The 17,592-nt window shown below is 62.1% G+C and carries 16 protein-coding genes; 13 read left to right on the forward strand and 3 right to left on the reverse strand.

Annotation, left to right across the window (positions count from 1 at the left end; translation table 11 throughout):
- Window positions 1-122 precede the first annotated feature (122 nt).
- The 11 genes from ABIB24_RS17000 to ABIB24_RS17050 all read left to right on the forward strand — a co-directional run bounded on the left by ABIB24_RS17000 (window position 123) and on the right by ABIB24_RS17050 (window position 14,272).
- Window positions 123-2,930, forward strand: a complete 2,808-nt coding sequence (locus tag ABIB24_RS17000) for an LPS-assembly protein LptD (RefSeq protein WP_354316931.1) — start codon at window positions 123-125, stop codon at window positions 2,928-2,930.
- The gene (locus ABIB24_RS17005) at window positions 2,911-4,230 is read left to right on the forward strand and encodes a peptidylprolyl isomerase (protein ID WP_015268722.1); all 1,320 of its coding nucleotides are present in this window, start codon (window positions 2,911-2,913) and stop codon (window positions 4,228-4,230) included. Before ABIB24_RS17000 ends, ABIB24_RS17005 begins: the two co-directional genes overlap by 20 nt.
- Complete coding sequence (pdxA, locus tag ABIB24_RS17010) at window positions 4,227-5,216, forward strand: 4-hydroxythreonine-4-phosphate dehydrogenase PdxA (RefSeq protein ID WP_075044408.1); 990 nt, start codon at window positions 4,227-4,229, stop codon at window positions 5,214-5,216. The genes ABIB24_RS17005 and pdxA overlap by 4 nt, the downstream gene beginning before the upstream one ends.
- Entirely contained in the window at window positions 5,213-6,013 is an 801-nt protein-coding gene (rsmA, locus tag ABIB24_RS17015) for a 16S rRNA (adenine(1518)-N(6)/adenine(1519)-N(6))-dimethyltransferase RsmA (RefSeq protein ID WP_025337458.1), read from the forward strand. Before pdxA ends, rsmA begins: the two co-directional genes overlap by 4 nt.
- A 333-nt stretch (window positions 6,014-6,346) precedes the next feature.
- A complete protein-coding gene (gene apaG / locus ABIB24_RS17020; protein WP_012270198.1) occupies window positions 6,347-6,727 on the forward strand; it encodes a Co2+/Mg2+ efflux facilitator ApaG/CorD in 381 nt (126 codons plus the stop codon).
- Window positions 6,727-7,593 (forward strand): symmetrical bis(5'-nucleosyl)-tetraphosphatase, encoded by an 867-nt coding sequence (locus ABIB24_RS17025; RefSeq protein ID WP_085618945.1) that lies wholly within the window; start codon window positions 6,727-6,729, stop codon window positions 7,591-7,593. The genes apaG and ABIB24_RS17025 overlap by 1 nt, the downstream gene beginning before the upstream one ends.
- A 14-nt stretch (window positions 7,594-7,607) precedes the next feature.
- The gene (gene glpE, locus ABIB24_RS17030) at window positions 7,608-7,937 is read left to right on the forward strand and encodes a thiosulfate sulfurtransferase GlpE (protein WP_286100913.1); all 330 of its coding nucleotides are present in this window, start codon (window positions 7,608-7,610) and stop codon (window positions 7,935-7,937) included.
- Window positions 7,938-8,220: 283 nt separating this feature from the next.
- Complete coding sequence (locus tag ABIB24_RS17035; RefSeq protein ID WP_015268718.1) at window positions 8,221-10,143, forward strand: PrkA family serine protein kinase; 1,923 nt, start codon at window positions 8,221-8,223, stop codon at window positions 10,141-10,143.
- Window positions 10,144-10,273: 130 nt separating this feature from the next.
- On the forward strand, window positions 10,274-11,545 hold the full coding sequence (locus ABIB24_RS17040) for a YeaH/YhbH family protein (protein ID WP_013970586.1): 1,272 nt from the start codon (window positions 10,274-10,276) through the stop codon (window positions 11,543-11,545).
- Window positions 11,542-13,110, forward strand: coding sequence for a SpoVR family protein (locus tag ABIB24_RS17045; RefSeq protein WP_025337455.1), 1,569 nt, complete (start codon window positions 11,542-11,544; stop codon window positions 13,108-13,110). The genes ABIB24_RS17040 and ABIB24_RS17045 overlap by 4 nt, the downstream gene beginning before the upstream one ends.
- Before the next feature lie 55 nt (window positions 13,111-13,165).
- Window positions 13,166-14,272 (forward strand): multifunctional CCA addition/repair protein, encoded by a 1,107-nt coding sequence (locus tag ABIB24_RS17050; protein ID WP_354316932.1) that lies wholly within the window; start codon window positions 13,166-13,168, stop codon window positions 14,270-14,272.
- Window positions 14,273-14,382: 110 nt separating this feature from the next.
- Here ABIB24_RS17050 and folK read toward each other — a convergent pair whose 3' ends face one another.
- Window positions 14,383-14,892 carry a 2-amino-4-hydroxy-6-hydroxymethyldihydropteridine diphosphokinase gene (gene folK / locus ABIB24_RS17055; protein WP_354316933.1) on the reverse strand — a complete coding sequence of 170 codons (510 nt, stop codon included), beginning with the start codon at window positions 14,890-14,892 and terminating at the stop codon, window positions 14,383-14,385.
- Window positions 14,883-15,239, reverse strand: coding sequence for a dihydroneopterin aldolase (gene folB, locus ABIB24_RS17060; RefSeq protein ID WP_004375185.1), 357 nt, complete (start codon window positions 15,237-15,239; stop codon window positions 14,883-14,885). Before folB ends, folK begins: the two co-directional genes overlap by 10 nt.
- 74 nt (window positions 15,240-15,313) lie before the next feature.
- On the opposite strand from folB, the gene plsY reads away from it, so the two are divergent.
- Complete coding sequence (gene plsY / locus ABIB24_RS17065) at window positions 15,314-15,883, forward strand: glycerol-3-phosphate 1-O-acyltransferase PlsY (protein WP_013970581.1); 570 nt, start codon at window positions 15,314-15,316, stop codon at window positions 15,881-15,883.
- Window positions 15,884-15,886: 3 nt separating this feature from the next.
- On the opposite strand, the gene tsaD is transcribed toward plsY, so the two are convergent.
- Complete coding sequence (gene tsaD / locus ABIB24_RS17070; protein ID WP_025337452.1) at window positions 15,887-16,912, reverse strand: tRNA (adenosine(37)-N6)-threonylcarbamoyltransferase complex transferase subunit TsaD; 1,026 nt, start codon at window positions 16,910-16,912, stop codon at window positions 15,887-15,889.
- Window positions 16,913-17,116: 204 nt separating this feature from the next.
- On the opposite strand from tsaD, the gene rpsU reads away from it, so the two are divergent.
- The gene (rpsU, locus tag ABIB24_RS17075) at window positions 17,117-17,332 is read left to right on the forward strand and encodes a 30S ribosomal protein S21 (protein ID WP_003255575.1); all 216 of its coding nucleotides are present in this window, start codon (window positions 17,117-17,119) and stop codon (window positions 17,330-17,332) included.
- The last annotated feature ends 260 nt before the right edge of the window (window positions 17,333-17,592 follow it).

Consider the following 17,592-nt stretch of genomic DNA (forward strand, 5'->3'; position numbering starts at 1 on the left):
TCTCCGACGGCCCTAGCCGTCAAGCGGGTCATGCTTTATTATCCAGCATCTTTTTCAGACCATCGAGAGGCGTGCGGCCCCACACGCGGGCAGATGGCACGCAGGAAGCCCGGACTAATAAGATGGCATTGAAATCCCCCGCGTTTCGTAGAAAGTTTCCGTTGCTGGTAACCGGCGGTTTGCTGGCCCTGCAACCTCTGGCCACGTCTTACGTGGTGGCAGCCGAACAGTTCGACTGCCAAGTGTCCGCCTCCGGTGGTTGGGACTGCAAGCCCAAGACCCCAGCCAACAACCTGCCGCCGCGCCCGGTGCATGAGGGTGCTGCTGTCAGCACCGGCACCGAAGCCGCGAGCGAAGGCGAAACCGCGGACCGGCCGATGCTGGTCACCGAGGCCAAGGGCCGTGGCCTGAAGTCGCGTAGCGAAGACTACAGCCACCTGGACTGGGTTCCGCGTGAAAAGCTCACTGCCGCACAGCTGGCCGAAACCGGCCCGTACTGCGGTGGCGCCTACATCGAACCAACCCGCCCGGGCATGGCCGACACCACGCCGAAGGACGAGTCGCCGACCTACATCAACGCCAAGGTGTCCAAGTACCAGCAGGAGCAGCAGATCGCTACCCTCGCCGGTGACGTGGTGATGCGCCAGGGCAGCATGCAGGCCGAGGCCGACGAGGCCAACCTCTACCAGACCGAAAACCGTGGCGAGCTCAAGGGCAACGTCAAGATCCGTGACAACGGTTCGCTGGTGGTCGGTGACGAGGCACAGATCCAGCTCGACACGGGCGAAGCCCAGGTCGACAACGCCGAATACGTGATGCACAAGTCGCACATCCGCGGCAGTGCCCTGTACGCCAAGCGTGGCGAGAACGCTATCATCCGCCTCAAGGACGGTACGTACACCACCTGCGAACCGGGCAGCAACGCCTGGCAGCTGAAGGGCAACAACATCACCCTGAACCCGGCCACCGGTTTCGGTACCGCGACCAACGTTACGCTGCGGGTCAAGGATTTCCCGGTGTTCTACACACCGTACATCTACTTCCCGATCGACGACCGTCGCCAGTCCGGCTTCCTGCCGCCATCGTTCAGCAGCACCAGCGACACCGGCTTCATGCTGGTCACGCCGTACTACTTCAACCTGGCGCCGAACTACGACGCCACGTTGTACCCGCGCTACATGACCAAGCGCGGCCTGCTGATGGAAGGCGAGTTCCGCTACCTGACGCCTTCCAGCGAAGGCCAGTTCGGTGGCGCGTACCTCAACGACAAGAACGACGACCGCAAAGAGCAGACTGACTACAAAGAGCAGCGCTGGATGGTCAACTGGCAGCACAAGGGCGGGCTGGACGAGCGCCTGATGGCCGAGGTGGACTACACCGACATCAGCGATCCGTTCTACTTCCAGGATCTGGAAACCGACCAGATTGGTGTTGAAACCCAGGACGTGCTGAACCAGCAGGGTGCACTGACCTATCGCGGTGACAGCTATACCGCGCGGTTGAACGTGCATGCCTACGAGATGGCGACCATCTCGCAAATCACGCCGTATGATCGCCTGCCGCAGATTACCTTCAATGGCATGCTGCCGTACCACCCGGGCGGTCTCGACTTCAGCTACAACACCGAAGCCGTGCGCTTTGATCGCGATTTAAAGACAGGCCCGGTGTTCAACGAAGACGGGGTACTGGACACCACTGCCGGGCCCAACGGCCAACGTCTTGATGAGAACATCTTTGGTCTCGCAAGGGCCAACGGCACCCGCCTTAACCTCGCGCCGTCCATCAGCCTGCCGATGGAGGCCAGCTATGGCTACCTCAAGCCGAAGCTGACCTACATGTACACCAATTACGACCTGGACCTGGACAGCGAAGGCAAGGCCGACCTTGCCAACGCCTCGCAAGCCACCCGCGACCTGCGCGGTGATTTCTCGAGCACCCAGAACCGTGATATTCCTATCTTCAGCGTCGACAGTGGCCTGTACTTCGATCGCAACACTTCCCTGTTCGGCACGAACTACAAGCAGACCCTCGAACCGCGCCTGTTCTATCTCTATGTCCCGTACAAGGACCAGATGGACATTCCACTGTTCGACTCGGGTGAAACGCTGTTCAGCTACGACTCCCTGTTCCGTGAAAACCGCTTCAGCGGTACTGACCGTATCGGCGACGAGAACAAACTGTCGCTGGGCGTGACGACTCGCTGGATCGAAGAAAACGGTTTCGAGCGCCAGAACTTCAGCATCGGTCAGGCGTACTACTTCAAGGATCGCAAAGTCCAGTTGCCGGGTATCGACTACCGCACCCGCAGCGACTCGCAGTCAGACGTGTCGCCGTACGCGCTGGTGTACAACTACTTCTTCAACCGCGACTGGCGCTTCAACTCAGACTTCAACTGGGACCCGGACAGCCGCAGCACCCGCTCAGGCAGCGCGATGTTCCACTACCAGCCTGAAGACAACCCGAACAAAGTGGTTAACCTCGGTTATCGCTACCGTAACGACACCATTGCTTACGACTCGGCCACCGGTCAGTGGGTAGTAGGCGGTGGTAACTATGGAGTTGAAGGACAACCTAACTTTATCAAGGACTACTACAAGATCCAGCAGCATGACTTCTCCGTCATCTGGCCGATCGTTCCGCAGTGGAGCGTCATCGCTCGCTGGCAGCACGACTACAACCGCAATCGCACCCTGGAAGCCATGGGCGGTTTCGAGTACGACAACTGCTGCTGGAAGCTGCGTCTGATCAACCGTTACTGGATCGACTACGACGACTTCAGCCAAGCCCTGCCGCAGAACGAAAAAGGCGACCACGGCATCTTCCTTCAGATCGTGCTGAAAGGCCTCGGTGGTGTAGTCGGCAACAAGGTCGAGTCTTTCCTCGACGAAGGCATTCAAGGTTATCGTGAACGTGAAGACCAAGCTTATTGATCGACTGCGCCCGGCGTTGCTGGGCGTTGCATTGCTGAGTGGCGCGGTGCATGCCGCGGTGCAACCTCTTGATCGCGTGGTGGCCATCGTCGACAACGACGTGGTCATGCAAAGCCAGCTGGACCAGCGTGTCCGCGAGGTCCAGCAAACCATCGCCAAGCGTGGCGGCGGCATGCCGCCTGCCGGTGCGCTGGACCAGCAGGTACTGGAACGTCTGATCGTCGAGAACCTGCAACTGCAGATCGGCGAGCGCTCCGGCATCCGCATCACCGACGAAGAACTGAACCAGGCCATGGGCACCATTGCCCAGCGCAACGGCATGTCGCTGGACCAGTTCCGCGCCGCCCTGGCCCGTGACGGCATGTCGTTCGACGACGCCCGCGAGCAGGTCAAGCGCGAGATGATCATCAGCCGCGTGCGCCAGCGCCGCGTGGCCGAGCGTATCCAGGTGTCCGAGCAGGAAGTGAAGAACTTCCTCAACTCCGACCTTGGCAAGATGCAGATGTCGGAAGAGTACCGCCTGGCCAACATCCTGATCCCGACCCCGGAAGCGGCCAACTCGGAAGCCATCCAGGCCGCCGCGCGCCAGGTTGGCGATGTGTACCAGCAGCTCAAGCAGGGCGCGGACTTCGGCCAGATGGCCATTGCCCGCTCCGCCAGCGAAAACGCCCTGGAAGGCGGCGAGATGGGCTGGCGTAAAGCCGGCCAGCTGCCACCAGACTTCGCCAAGATGCTCAGCAGCATGCCGGTTGGCGAAATTACCCAGCCTATCCGCATCCCCAACGGCTTCATCATTCTCAAGCTCGAGGAGAAGCGCGGTGGTAGCGAGAACGTGCTGCGTGACGAAGTGCACGTTCGCCACATCCTGATCAAGCCTAGCGAGATCCGCAGCGAGGCTGCTACCGAGCAACTGGCCGAGCGCCTGTACGAGCGCATCAAGAACGGCGAAGACTTTGGCGAGCTGGCCAAGAGCTTCTCGGAAGACCCGGGTTCGGCGCTCAACGGCGGCGACCTCAACTGGGTTGACCCGAACAGCCTGGTACCGGAGTTCCGCGAGCAGATGGCCAACGCCGCCCAAGGCGAAGTCACCCGTCCGTTCAAGACTCAGTACGGCTGGCATGTCCTGGAAGTGCTGGGCCGTCGCGCCACCGACAGCACCGAGCAGGCTCGTGAGCAGCAGGCCATGAACGTACTGCGCAACCGCAAGTACGACGAAGAGCTGCAGACCTGGCTGCGCCAGATCCGCGACGAGGCCTACGTTGAAATCAAGCTGCCTGGCGCTGACCAGGCCGCCCAGTGAAGCCCCTGCGCTTCGCCGTCACCCCCGGCGAGCCGGCCGGCATAGGCCCCGACCTGTGCCTGCTGCTCGCCGCAGACGCCCAGCCCCACCCCCTGATCGCCATCACCAGCCGTGACCTGCTCGCCGAGCGGGCCACGCAGCTGGGGCTGGCCGTCAACCTGCTGCCGGTAGCGCCGGGCCTGTGGCCCGAGCAGCCGGCGCCAGCGGGTAGCCTGTACGTCTGGGATACCCCCCTGGCGGCCCCGGTAGTGCCGGGCCAGCTCGACAAGGCGAATGCCGCGTTCGTGCTGGAAACCCTGACCCGTGCCGGGCAAGGCTGCCTGGACGGGCACTTCGCCGGGATGATCACCGCCCCTGTACACAAGGGCGTGATCAACGAAAGCGGTATCGCCTTCTCCGGGCATACCGAATTCCTTGCCGAGCTGACCCACACCGCGCAAGTGGTGATGATGCTGGCCACCCGTGGCCTGCGTGTGGCCCTGGTGACCACACACCTGCCGCTGCGCGACATTGCCGACGCCATCACTGCCGAGCGCGTCGAGCGTGTAACCCGTATCCTGCATGCCGACATGCGCGACAAGTTCGGCATTGCCAACCCGCGCATCCTGGTGTGCGGCCTCAACCCGCACGCGGGCGAGGGCGGCCACCTGGGCCGCGAGGAAATCGACATCATCGAGCCGACCCTGGCCCGCCTGCGCACCGAAGGCATGGACCTGCGCGGGCCGCTGCCGGCCGATACCCTGTTTACCCCCAAATATCTGGAGCACTGCGATGCGGTGCTGGCGATGTACCACGACCAGGGCCTGCCTGTACTCAAGTACAAAGGCTTCGGCGCTGCGGTCAACGTGACCCTGGGCCTGCCGATCATCCGCACGTCGGTCGACCACGGCACCGCCCTGGACCTGGCCGGCACCGGCAAGGTCGACACCGGCAGCCTGCGCGTCGCGCTGGAAACCGCCTACCAGATGGCCGAGAACCGACCATGAACGAGCAATACCAACACCGGGCGCGCAAGCGCTTCGGCCAGAACTTCCTGCACGACGCCGGCATCATCGACCGCATCCTGCGTGCCATCAACGCCAAGGCCGGCGAACATCTGCTGGAAATCGGCCCCGGCCAGGGCGCCCTGACCGAAGGCCTGCTGGGCAGCGGGGCACAGCTGGACGTGGTGGAACTGGACAAGGACCTGGTGCCGATCCTGCAGCACAAGTTTGCCGGCCGCAGCAATTTCCGCCTGCACCAGGGCGACGCCCTGAAGTTCGACTTCAACCAGCTGGGCGTGCCACCGCGCAGCCTCAAGGTGGTGGGCAACCTGCCCTACAACATCTCCACCCCACTGATCTTCCACCTGCTCAGCCATGCCGGGCTGATCCGCGACATGCACTTCATGTTGCAGAAGGAAGTGGTCGAGCGCATGGCCGCCGGTCCTGGCGGTGGTGACTGGGGGCGTTTGTCGATCATGGTGCAGTACCACTGCCGGGTCGAACACCTGTTCAACGTTGGCCCTGGCGCCTTCAACCCGCCGCCGAAAGTGGACTCGGCCATCGTCCGCCTGGTGCCGCACGAAGTGCTGCCGTACCCGGCCAAGGACGCAAAGCTGCTGGAGCAGGTGGTACGCGAAGCCTTCAACCAGCGCCGCAAGACACTGCGCAACACCATGAAAGGCCTGCTCGACAGCGCGGCCATCGAAGCTGCCGGCGTGGACGGCAGCCTCCGCCCTGAACAGCTGGACCTGGCCGCCTTCGTGCGCCTGGCTGACCAGTTGGCTGACCAACAAGCCTGATATCTCCTGTACCGGCCCTATCGCCGGCAAGCCGGCTCCCACAGGTACTCCACAGCCCTCAAAATCTGCGCAGTACCTTGTAGGAGCAGCCTTGTGCTGCGAAGAAACCAGTAGGGCAAAAAATTTCTTCGACAGTAATGACCTCTTCGCAGCACAAGGCTGCTCCTACAGGTGCTGTGCATGCCTTGAAACCCATGCCGGCCAGGTGGGAGCGGGTTTACCCGCGAAAGGGCCGGGACAGACAACACAAATCCCCAAGCCCCTCACCGCTGGCCCTTCCCCCTCTCAATGGCCTAGACTGCATTATTGCGTCAGTTCGCCCAAGGCCCTTGCATGTCCGACCCCCGCTATCAGATCGACGTCAGCGTCGTGACCCGCTACCTCAAAGAACAATCCGACCCCGAGAACAGTCGTTTCGCTTTCGCCTACACCATCACCGTGCAGAACAATGGCTCGCTCAAGGCCAAGCTGCTGTCGCGCCACTGGCTGATCACCAACGGTGACGGCGAGGTCGAGGAGGTGCGTGGCGCCGGCGTGGTCGGCCAGCAGCCCAATATCGACCCGGGCCAGAGCCATACCTACAGCAGCGGCGCGGTCATCAGCACCCGCGTGGGCACCATGCAGGGCAGCTACCAGATGTTCGCCGAAGACGGCAAACGCTTCGATGCCGAGATCGCCCCCTTCCGCCTGGCGGTGCCCGGGGCGCTGCACTGATGGCTACCTACGCCGTCGGTGACCTGCAGGGCTGCCTGCAGCCACTCAAGTGCCTGCTCGAACGGGTCAACTTCAACCCCGCCGTCGACCGCCTGTGGCTGGTCGGTGACCTGGTCAACCGCGGCCCCGAGTCACTGGAAACCCTGCGCTTCCTTTATTCGATCCGCCAGTCGCTGGTGTGCGTGCTGGGCAACCATGACCTGCACCTGCTGGCCGCCTGGCACAACGTCGAACGCCTGAAGAAAAGCGACACCCTGCGCGAGATCATCGAAGCGCCGGACGCCGACCAGCTGTTCGACTGGCTGCGCCAGCAAAAGCTGCTGCATTACGACGAACCCCGTGGCATTGCCCTGGTTCACGCCGGCATTCCACCGCAATGGACCTTGGGCAAAGCCCTGGAGTTGGCCGCCGAGGTCGAGGAAGTGCTGCGCGACGACGAGCGCCTGAAACTGTACCTGGACGGCATGTACGGTAACGAGCCGAACAAGTGGAGCAAGAACCTCAGCGGCATCGAACGCCTGCGGGTCATCACCAACTACCTCACACGCATGCGCTTCTGCACCGCCGAGGGCAAGCTCGACCTCAAGAGCAAGGAAGGCCTGGATACCGCCCCCAAAGGCTACAAGCCCTGGTACGCACACAAAGGCCGCCGCTCACGCCACGTGAAGATCATCTTCGGCCACTGGGCCGCCCTGCAGGGGCAGGTCGACGAGCCCGGCATCATCGCCCTGGACACCGGTTGCGTGTGGGGCGGTGCCATGACCCTGTACAACGTCGACAGCGGCGAATACCACCGCTGTGACTGCAGCGACGACGGCAACTTACGCCTCCCCACCCAAACGCCTACACTGAACGATCAATCCTGAAGGAAGCCGTACCCATGAGCGAATTCAAGCGCATCCCTCCCGAACAGGCCCTGGCCCTGCGCGCGCAAGGTGCGGTAGTCGTCGACATTCGCGACCCGCAGGCCTTTGCCGCCGGCCACATCACCGGTGCCAAGCATCTGGATAACCATTCGGTCGCCGAGTTCATCCGCAATGCCGACCTCGATGCCCCAACCCTGGTGGTGTGCTACCACGGCAATTCCAGCCAGAGCGCTGCGGCCTATCTGGTGGGCCAAGGCTTCTCGGACGTATACAGCGTCGACGGCGGCTTTGAGCTGTGGCGCGCCACCTACCCGGCCGAAACCGCCCAGGGCACTACCGAATAATTTTTTCATTTTTACTGCAGCCCGCGCCCCATGCGGGCTTGCGGCTTATCTGACGAACGGTCGTTCGCAACTTCTCCGCCCCTCGCCCTTGACCTTGCGGATAACCAACTATTCTTAAGCGCAGGCCATCCAGAAAAAGGGGAGAGCCGGTACACCGGCGTGCGGGTCATCGGTAGCGTTACAGGGTGTTCTGGGGGGTATACAGCAATCGGCAACCCCGGTTGCATGCCAGCATCAGCTGACTGATCCGGCGTCGTCTCCACGTATCGAGCGAGGTGACGTCATGAGTATTTTTAGCCACTTCCAACAACGTTTCGAGTCTACGCGCCAGGAAGAACTCTCGCTGCAGGAGTACCTCGAGCTGTGCAAAGAGGATCGCAGTGCCTACGCATCGGCGGCCGAACGGCTGTTGCTGGCCATCGGTGAGCCGGAGCTGATCGACACCTCCACCAACTCCAGACTGTCGCGAATCTTCTCCAACAAGGTTATCCGCCGCTATCCGGCCTTTGCCGACTTCCATGGCATGGAAGAGTGCATCGACCAGATCGTGTCCTACTTCCGCCACGCCGCCCAAGGCCTGGAGGAAAAGAAACAGATCCTCTATCTGCTGGGCCCGGTGGGCGGCGGTAAGTCGTCGCTGGCCGAAAAACTCAAGCAGCTGATGGAAAAGGTACCGTTCTACGCCATCAAGGGCTCGCCGGTATTCGAATCGCCCCTGGGCCTGTTCAACGCCACCGAAGACGGGGCCATTCTCGAGGAAGAGTTCGGCATCCCGCGGCGCTACCTGAACACCATCATGTCGCCCTGGGCTACCAAGCGCCTGCAGGAGTTCGGCGGCGACATCAGCAAGTTCAAGGTGGTGAAGCTGTACCCGTCGATCCTCAACCAGATCGCCATCGCCAAGACCGAACCCGGTGACGAGAACAACCAGGACATTTCGGCGCTGGTCGGCAAGGTGGATATCCGCAAGCTCGAGGAATTCCCGCAGAACGACGCCGACGCCTATGCCTATTCGGGCGCGCTGTGCCGGGCCAACCAGGGCCTGATGGAATTCGTCGAGATGTTCAAGGCACCGATCAAGGTCCTGCACCCGTTGCTCACCGCCACCCAGGAAGGCAACTACAACAGTACCGAAGGCCTCGGCGCCATCCCCTACTCCGGGATTCTGCTGGCCCACTCCAACGAATCGGAGTGGCACACCTTCCGTAACAACAAGAACAACGAGGCGTTCATCGACCGGATCTACATCGTCAAGGTGCCGTACTGCCTGCGCGTCAGCGACGAAATCAAGATCTACGACAAGCTGCTGATCAACAGTTCGCTGGCCAAGGCCCACTGCGCGCCAGACACGCTGAAGATGCTCGCCCAGTTCACCGTACTATCGCGCCTGAAAGAGCCGGAAAACTCCAACATCTATTCGAAGATGCGGGTGTACGATGGGGAAAACCTCAAGGACACCGATCCGAAGGCCAAGTCGATCCAGGAGTACCGCGATGCCGCCGGCGTCGACGAAGGCATGAACGGTCTGTCGACCCGCTTCGCCTTCAAGATCCTGTCTAAGGTGTTCAACTTCGACCCGCATGAAGTGGCCGCCAACCCGGTGCACCTGCTGTATGTGCTGGAGCAGCAGATCGAGCAGGAACAGTTCCCGGCCGAGGTGCGCGAACGCTACCTGCGCTACCTGAAGGAGTACCTGGCCCCGCGCTACATCGAGTTCATCGGCAAGGAAATCCAGACCGCCTATCTGGAGTCCTACAGCGAATACGGCCAGAACATCTTCGACCGCTACGTGCTGTACGCAGACTTCTGGATCCAGGACCAGGAATACCGCGACCCGGAAACCGGGGAAATCCTCAACCGTATCGCCCTCAACGAAGAACTGGAGAAGATCGAGAAGCCGGCAGGCATCAGCAACCCGAAAGATTTCCGCAACGAAATCGTCAACTTCGTGCTGCGTGCCCGGGCCAACAACAATGGCAAGAACCCGAGCTGGCTGAGCTACGAAAAGCTGCGGGTGGTGATCGAGAAGAAAATGTTCTCCAACACCGAGGACCTGCTGCCGGTCATCAGCTTCAACGCCAAGGCAAGCAAGGAGGACCAACAGAAACACAACGACTTCGTCACACGGATGGTGGAGCGTGGCTACACCGACAAACAGGTTCGTCTGCTGTCGGAATGGTACCTGCGGGTCAGGAAATCGCAATAAAGCGACAAGCTACCCACCGCGCGCCCAGGGCTGCTATGCCAGCCCTGGGCGGCGGCAGCTGCTTTGCTGCCTTTACGCGCAGCAGCTCGTAGCTTGAAGCGTGCAGCTGTTCCCAGCTACCGGAGGGACCATGAGCTACGTTATAGATCGACGCCTGAACGGCAAGAACAAGAGCACGGTGAACCGCCAGCGCTTCCTGCGGCGGTACCGCGAACACATCAAGAAAGCCGTCGAAGAGGCGGTTAGCCGCCGTTCCATCATGGACATGGAACATGGCGAGCAGATCAGCATCCCGGGGCGCGACATCGACGAACCGGTGCTGCACCATGGTCGCGGGGGCAAGCAGACCATCGTGCACCCAGGCAACAAGGAATTCACCGCCGGTGAACACATCCCCAGGCCACAAGGCGGTGGCGGTGGCAGCGGCCGAGGCAAGGCCGGCAACTCCGGCGAAGGCATGGACGACTTCGTCTTCCAGATCACCCAGGAAGAATTCCTCGAGTTCATGTTCGAGGACCTCGAGCTACCCAACCTGGTCAAACGTCACCTGACCGGGGCCGACACCTTCAAGACCGTGCGCGCCGGTATCGCCAACGAAGGCAACCCGTCCCGCATCAACATCGTGCGCACCCTGCGTTCGGCCCATGCCCGGCGTATCGCCCTGACCGGCAGCAGCCGCGCACTGCTGCGCGAAGCGCAGAAGGAACTCGCCCGCCTGAAGGTCGAGGAGCCAGACAACTTCACCGATATCCAGGAAGTCGAACACGAGATCGAGCGCCTGAAGGCACGCATCAACCGCCTGCCCTTCCTCGACACCTTCGACCTCAAGTACAACCTGCTGGTCAAGCAGCCCAACCCCAGCTCCAAGGCGGTGATGTTCTGCCTGATGGACGTGTCCGGCTCGATGACCCAGGCCACCAAGGACATCGCCAAGCGCTTCTTCATCCTGCTGTACCTGTTCCTCAAGCGTAACTACGACCGCATCGAAGTGGTGTTCATCCGCCACCACACCAGCGCCCGTGAAGTCGACGAGGAAGAATTCTTCTATTCGCGGGAAACCGGCGGCACCATCGTTTCCAGCGCACTCAAACTGATGCAGGAGGTCATGGCCGAACGCTACCCGGCCAGCGACTGGAACATCTACGCCGCCCAGGCTTCCGACGGCGACAACTGGAACGACGACTCGCCGATCTGCCGCGACATCCTGGCCAAGCAGATCATGCCGCATGTGCAGTACTACACTTACGTTGAAATCACCCCGCGTGAACACCAGGCGCTGTGGTACGAATACGAGCGCATCGGCGAAGCCTTCCCCGACACGTTCGCCCAGCAGCAGTTGGTATCGGCCGGCGATATCTACCCGGTCTTCCGTGAACTCTTCCAGCGCAGGTTAGCCACATGACCGCCAGAGCACAGAGACGCCAACCTATTTCCACCGGGTCCGAGTGGACGTTCGAACTGATCCAGACCTACGACCGGGAAATCAGCCGCCTGGCCGAGCGTTACGCCCTGGACACCTACCCCAACCAGATCGAGGTGATTACCGCCGAGCAGATGATGGACGCCTACGCCTCGGTCGGCATGCCGCTGGGTTATCACCACTGGTCCTACGGCAAGCAGTTCCTCAGCACGGAGAAGTCCTACAGCCGTGGCCAGATGGGCCTGGCCTACGAGATCGTGATCAACTCCGACCCGTGCATCGCCTATCTGATGGAAGAAAACACCATGTGCATGCAGGCACTGGTGATCGCCCATGCCTGCTACGGCCATAACAGTTTCTTCAAGGGCAACTACCTGTTCCGCACCTGGACCGACGCCAGTTCGATCATCGACTACCTGGTGTTCGCCAAGCAGTACATCGCCCAGTGCGAAGAGCGCCATGGCATCGATGCCGTGGAAGACCTGATCGACTCCTGCCATGCCCTGATGAACTACGGCGTCGACCGTTACAAGCGGCCTTATCCGATTTCCGCCGAAGAGGAGCGGCGGCGGCAGAAGGAGCGCGAGGAGCACCTGCAGCGGCAGATCAATGACCTGTGGCGAACCATTCCGAAGAGTGCCGACAAGGGTAACGAGCGCGATGATGCACGCTTCCCCGCCGAACCGCAGGAAAACATCCTGTATTTCATCGAGAAGAACGCCCCGCTGCTAGAGCCCTGGCAACGTGAAGTAGTGCGCATCGTGCGCAAGATCGCCCAGTATTTCTACCCGCAGCGCCAGACCCAGGTGATGAACGAAGGCTGGGCGACGTTCTGGCACTACACGCTGATGAACGACCTGTACGATGAGGGGCTGATCACCGAAGGCTTCATGATGGAGTTCCTGCAGTCGCACACCAGCGTGGTGTTCCAGCCCGGCTTCGACAGCCCCTACTATAACGGCATCAACCCCTACGCACTGGGCTTTGCGATGTACACCGACATACGCCGCATGTGCGAGAACCCGACCGAAGAAGATCGCCGCTGGTTCCCCGACATTGCCGGCAGTGACTGGCTTTCTACCATCAAGTTCGCCATGAGCAGCTTCAAGGACGAGAGCTTCATCCTGCAGTACCTGTCGCCGAAGGTCATGCGCGATCTGAAGCTGTTCAGCATCCTCGATGACGACCAGCGCGACGACCTGTATGTACCTGCCATCCACGACGAGGCCGGCTACCGGACCATTCGCGAACTACTGGCGGCGCAGTACAACCTGGGCAACCGCGAACCGAACGTGCAGATCTGGAGCGTCGACCGTCGCGGCGACCGCTCGCTGACCTTGCGTCACCAGCAACACAACCGCAAACCGCTGGGCGACTCTACGGACGAAGTGCTCAAGCACCTGCACCGCCTGTGGGGCTTCGACATCCACCTGGAGACCGTCCAGGGCGAGCAGGTGATGAAGACCCACCACATGCCACCACGCGGCGAGCACGGCGAAAGTGCCGACTACGGCCGCATGGACCTGGCCGTCATCCACCACCTCTAGTGCCACGCCATGAGTGCCGACAGGGTATCCTGTCGGCAGTTATGGAGAGCTGCACATGCACATCTACAAAGTTGGCGGCGCCGTGCGCGACCGCCTGCTCGGCCGCCCTGTCAGCGATATCGACTGGCTGGTGGTCGGCGCCACGGTCGAGGAAATGCACGCCAAGGGCTTTCGTCCGGTCGGCGCTGATTTCCCGGTGTTCCTGCACCCGAAAACCGGCGAGGAATATGCCCTGGCGCGCACCGAGCGCAAGAGCGGTCGAGGCTACGGCGGCTTCACCTTCCACGCCAGCCCCGATGTGACCCTGGAAGAAGACCTGATCCGCCGTGACCTGACCATCAATGCGATGGCCGAGGACGAGACGGGTACGGTGTACGACCCCTATCACGGCCAGAGCGATCTCGACCAGCGCCTTTTACGCCATGTTTCCCCGGCATTCGCCGAAGATCCATTGCGTGTGCTGCGTGTTGCGCGCTTTGCTGCCCGTTATGCGCCGCTGGGTTTCCGGGTTGCCGATGAGACGCTTGAGCTGATGCGCCAGATCAGCGCCTCGGGCGAACTGCAGGCGCTGACCGCCGAGCGCAGTTGGAAGGAAATCGAGCGGGCGCTGATGGAGGCACAGCCGCAGGTGTTCTTCCAGGTGCTGCATGCTTGTGGGGCCCTGCAGGAGCTGCTGCCAGAGCTTGGTGACGCCCCCCAGGCCCTGGCGGCGCTGGAACAGGCGGCGATGCACGAACAGCCCCTGCATGTACGCTGGGCCTGCCTGCTGCAGTCGCTGACACCGGCCGCGATCAAAGCCATCAACCAGCGCCTGAAGGCACCGCGAGAGTGCCAGGAGCTGGCGCTGCTGACGGGTGAGTGCCTGAAGCTGGGCAACCAGGCGAAGGAGCTGCCTGCCACGGCACTGCTGGAGCTGTTGCAGAAGTTCGATGTGTACCGGCGGCCACAGCGGTTCGAAGACTTCCTGATCGCTTGCGAGATGACAGCGCTGGGCGAGGGCAAAGCGGGTTATCCACAGGCCGACTACCTGCGAGGGGTAGCTGCGGCGGCGCGGGCAGTGGATGTCAAGCCATTGGTGCAGGCAGGGCTGACCGGCCAGGCCTTGGGTGAAGCGCTCAAAGGTGAGCGGCTGAAAGCGCTCGAGGCTTACAAGCTCGGCTGAACATACCGGCCCTTTCGCGGCTAAAGCCGCTCCCACAGGTACGGCGTTGCTCTCGAGGTTGTCGCTGTATCTGTGGGAGCGGCTTTAGCCGCGAAAGGGCCGGTACAGGCTTACGCGGGAGTCAGCTGCAGCCCACGCCACTCAAAGGCAACCGGGGCCAACACCTGATCAATCCGCGCCTCCTGCCACAACTGCGCCATTGTCTTGCCTACCCCCGGATGCACCAGATCTGGCGCCAGCAGCGACAGCGGCCACAGCACAAAGGCGTTCTTCAGGATCTCGGCCCGAGGCAATACCAGCCCGTCGAACGTGCCGTGCAGGCCGTCATACATCAGCACGTCGATATCCAGCGGCAGGCCCTTGCGGTCCGGCGCATAGCGGCCATTGTCGGCCTCGATGAACTTCAACCGGCGGTCCAGTTCGATCAACGGCAACACAGTCTGCCCGGTCACCACGAAGTTTATGAACGGCCCGCTCTTGATCCCCACTGCCTGGCTTTCGAACGCCGGCGAACAGCGCATGTCGGTCAGGATGCCCGCCAACGCATCGAGCCCGGCGCACAAGTGCGCCTCGCGGTCGATGTTGCTGCCAAGGCCCAGGTAAACCGTGCTCAGAGACATCCGCGCTCGATCTCCACGCCAACACCACCACGGGCCGCCGGCACCGCACCCGGCTTGGTCAGTTTCAACCGCACCCACGGGATATGGAACTCTTCCATCAACGTCGCCACCAGGCGCTCGGCGAAGGTTTCCACCAACTCGAAACGGGCCTGTTCGGCAAACGCCTGGATGCGCGCCGACACACTGGCATAGTCCAGCGCCAGGTTCAGGTCGTCACCGGCCGCAGCCGGGCGGTTGTCCCAGGCAAAGCTCAGGTCCAGGCGCAAGCACTGGCGAATATCCCGCTCCCAGTCATAGGCACCGATGACGGTATCGACTTCCAGGCCTTCGATGAACACTCTGTCCAAGCACTTCTCTCCACAGCACGACAAGGGCGACTGGCGCCGTTAGAATCAGGGCGTCCTCGCCCGGAATAGTTAGCATGTTTTGGTTACTGGCGTTGCTCGCCTACCTGCTCGGCTCGCTGTCCTTCGCCATCGTCCTCAGCCGCCTTACGGGCAGCCCGGACCCGCGTTCCAGCGGTTCAGGCAATGCCGGCGCCACCAACATGCTACGCCTGGCAGGCCGCAAACTGGCGATCCTGACCCTGCTTGGCGACCTGTGCAAGGGCCTGTTGCCGGTATTGCTCGCCCGCGGTGCCGGGCTGGACCTGCACGCGCAGGCCTGGGTTGGCGTTTGCGCAGTGCTGGGCCACCTGTTCCCGCTGTACTTCCGCTTCCAGGGCGGCAAGGGCGTGGCAACCGCCGCCGGCATGCTCATGGCCCTGTACTTCCCGGCCGCGCTGCTGGCCATTGGCGCCTGGCTGCTGACCTTCTACCTCACCCGCACCAGCTCGCTGGCGGCGCTGATCGCCACACCGCTGACCTTGCCATTGCTGGCCTGGCGCGAGCCAGAGGCCCTGCTGCCGATCACCGTGCTGACAGCGATGATCGTATGGCGCCACCGCAGCAACCTGCGCGACCTGTTCGCAGGCCGCGAACGGCACTTCTAACGCTTAAACCGGCGGCAACTGCTCCATCGGCCAGCGTGCCTGCACGCTGATTGCCAGGTCCTGCTTTTGCCCGGCCAACAACCGCTGGCAGCCGGCATAGGCGATCATCGCGCCGTTGTCGGTGCAGAACTGCGGGCGCGCGTAGTACACGTTGCCCTTGATGCTGCCGAGCATGTCCTCGAGGGACGCACGCAAGGCCTTGTTGGCGCTGACGCCACCAGCAATGACCAGGCGCTTGAGGCCAGTCTGCTTCAACGCCCGCTTGCACTTGATAGTCAAAGTCTCCACCACCGCCTGCTGGAATGCCAGGGACAGGTCGCAACGGGTTTGCTCACTGTCGTCGCCGGCATCGCGGCACTGCTGCCAAGTGTTCAGGGCAAAGGTTTTCAGGCCGCTGAAGCTGAACTCCAGGCCCGGGCGGTCGGTCATCGGCCGCGGGAACACGAAGCGGCCAGGCACGCCGCGCTCGGCCAGGCGGGCGATTTCCGGGCCACCGGGGTAGTTCAGGCCGATCAGCTTGGCGGTCTTGTCGAACGCTTCGCCGGCGGCGTCATCCAGGCTCTCGCCCAACAGCTCGTACTGGCCGATGCCATCGACCCGCACCAACTGCGTGTGGCCACCAGAAACCAACAAAGCGACGAACGGAAACTCCGGCGGGTTTTCTTCCAGCATGGGTGCCAGCAGGTGGCCTTCCATGTGGTGTACGCCAATCGCCGGGATGTCCCAGGCAAAGGCCAGCGCCTGGGCGCAGGAGGCCCCCACCAGCAGGGCACCGACCAGGCCAGGGCCCGCGGTGTAGGCGATGGCGTCGATCTCGGTGGCGACGCAGCCGGCCTCATCCAGCACCTGGCGGATGAGTGGCAGCATGCGCTTGACGTGGTCACGCGAGGCAAGCTCTGGCACCACACCGCCGAACACGCGGTGCAGGTCGATCTGGCTGAACAGCGCGTCGGCCAACAAACCGCGTTCGCTGTCGTATAATGCGACGCCAGTTTCGTCGCAGGATGTTTCCAATCCCAGTACTAGCATGGGTTCGTCCCTTGTGGGGGCTGAATTCGAAGCCGCGCATGATAGTCCCCGTGTCGGATGCCGACCAGCGGTTTTCGATCAGAGGCTTTGCATTCCGGCTTGCTAAGGGTTAACATCCGCAACCCTTGAAAACCGACGTTCTCCAGCACACCTTTGTTTTGCCAGGAGCACGTCTACCCCGGTAATGAATTAAGGTAGCCCTGGATGCCAGCCGTCAAAGTTAAAGAGAACGAACCCTTCGACGTAGCTCTGCGTCGTTTCAAGCGCTCCTGCGAAAAAGCCGGTGTACTGGCTGAAGTTCGTAGCCGCGAGTTTTACGAGAAGCCGACCGCCGAGCGTAAGCGCAAAGCAGCTGCTGCTGTTAAGCGTCACGCCAAGAAAGTTCAGCGCGAACAGCGCCGCGCCGTTCGTCTGTACTAATACAGACGTTCTACGCAAAGCTTCTGCCCTGCCCGGCTAACCGCCGGGCGATGGCAGTGGTCGCTTCAAACTTGAGCAGCTAGCTCAAGGCCCTGCACAAGCTTCATGCGAACTGCACATGGGCAACCTGCCTGAAACGTCAGAGCTGGTCCTCCTTGTTGTATGACCAGACGTGCACGTCCGACTGACGGGCCCTCAGGGGCCGGCGACGAGCACACATTCCCTCGCACTTTCCCAAGCGGCACTCGCCCCATCCGGCG

The sequence above is a fragment of the Pseudomonas sp. UYEF17 genome, from assembly GCF_040546125.1.
GTDB lineage: Bacteria > Pseudomonadota > Gammaproteobacteria > Pseudomonadales > Pseudomonadaceae > Aquipseudomonas > Aquipseudomonas putida_Z.

Excerpts from the sequence above, each read along its gene's own strand:
- ABIB24_RS17000 (WP_354316931.1), top strand. The coding sequence starts at position 123 with ATGGCATTGAAATCCCCCGCGTTTCGTAGAAAGTTTCCGTTGCTGGTA.
- rsmA (WP_025337458.1), top strand. The coding sequence starts at position 5,213 with ATGAACGAGCAATACCAACACCGGGCGCGCAAGCGCTTCGGCCAGAAC.
- apaG (WP_012270198.1), top strand. The coding sequence starts at position 6,347 with ATGTCCGACCCCCGCTATCAGATCGACGTCAGCGTCGTGACCCGCTAC.
- ABIB24_RS17025 (WP_085618945.1), top strand. The coding sequence starts at position 6,727 with ATGGCTACCTACGCCGTCGGTGACCTGCAGGGCTGCCTGCAGCCACTC.
- glpE (WP_286100913.1), top strand. The coding sequence starts at position 7,608 with ATGAGCGAATTCAAGCGCATCCCTCCCGAACAGGCCCTGGCCCTGCGC.
- ABIB24_RS17035 (WP_015268718.1), top strand. The coding sequence starts at position 8,221 with ATGAGTATTTTTAGCCACTTCCAACAACGTTTCGAGTCTACGCGCCAG.
- ABIB24_RS17040 (WP_013970586.1), top strand. The coding sequence starts at position 10,274 with ATGAGCTACGTTATAGATCGACGCCTGAACGGCAAGAACAAGAGCACG.
- ABIB24_RS17045 (WP_025337455.1), top strand. The coding sequence starts at position 11,542 with ATGACCGCCAGAGCACAGAGACGCCAACCTATTTCCACCGGGTCCGAG.
- ABIB24_RS17050 (WP_354316932.1), top strand. The coding sequence starts at position 13,166 with ATGCACATCTACAAAGTTGGCGGCGCCGTGCGCGACCGCCTGCTCGGC.
- folK (WP_354316933.1), bottom strand. The coding sequence starts at position 14,892 with ATGTCTCTGAGCACGGTTTACCTGGGCCTTGGCAGCAACATCGACCGC.
- plsY (WP_013970581.1), top strand. The coding sequence starts at position 15,314 with ATGTTTTGGTTACTGGCGTTGCTCGCCTACCTGCTCGGCTCGCTGTCC.
- tsaD (WP_025337452.1), bottom strand. The coding sequence starts at position 16,912 with ATGCTAGTACTGGGATTGGAAACATCCTGCGACGAAACTGGCGTCGCA.
- rpsU (WP_003255575.1), top strand. The coding sequence starts at position 17,117 with ATGCCAGCCGTCAAAGTTAAAGAGAACGAACCCTTCGACGTAGCTCTG.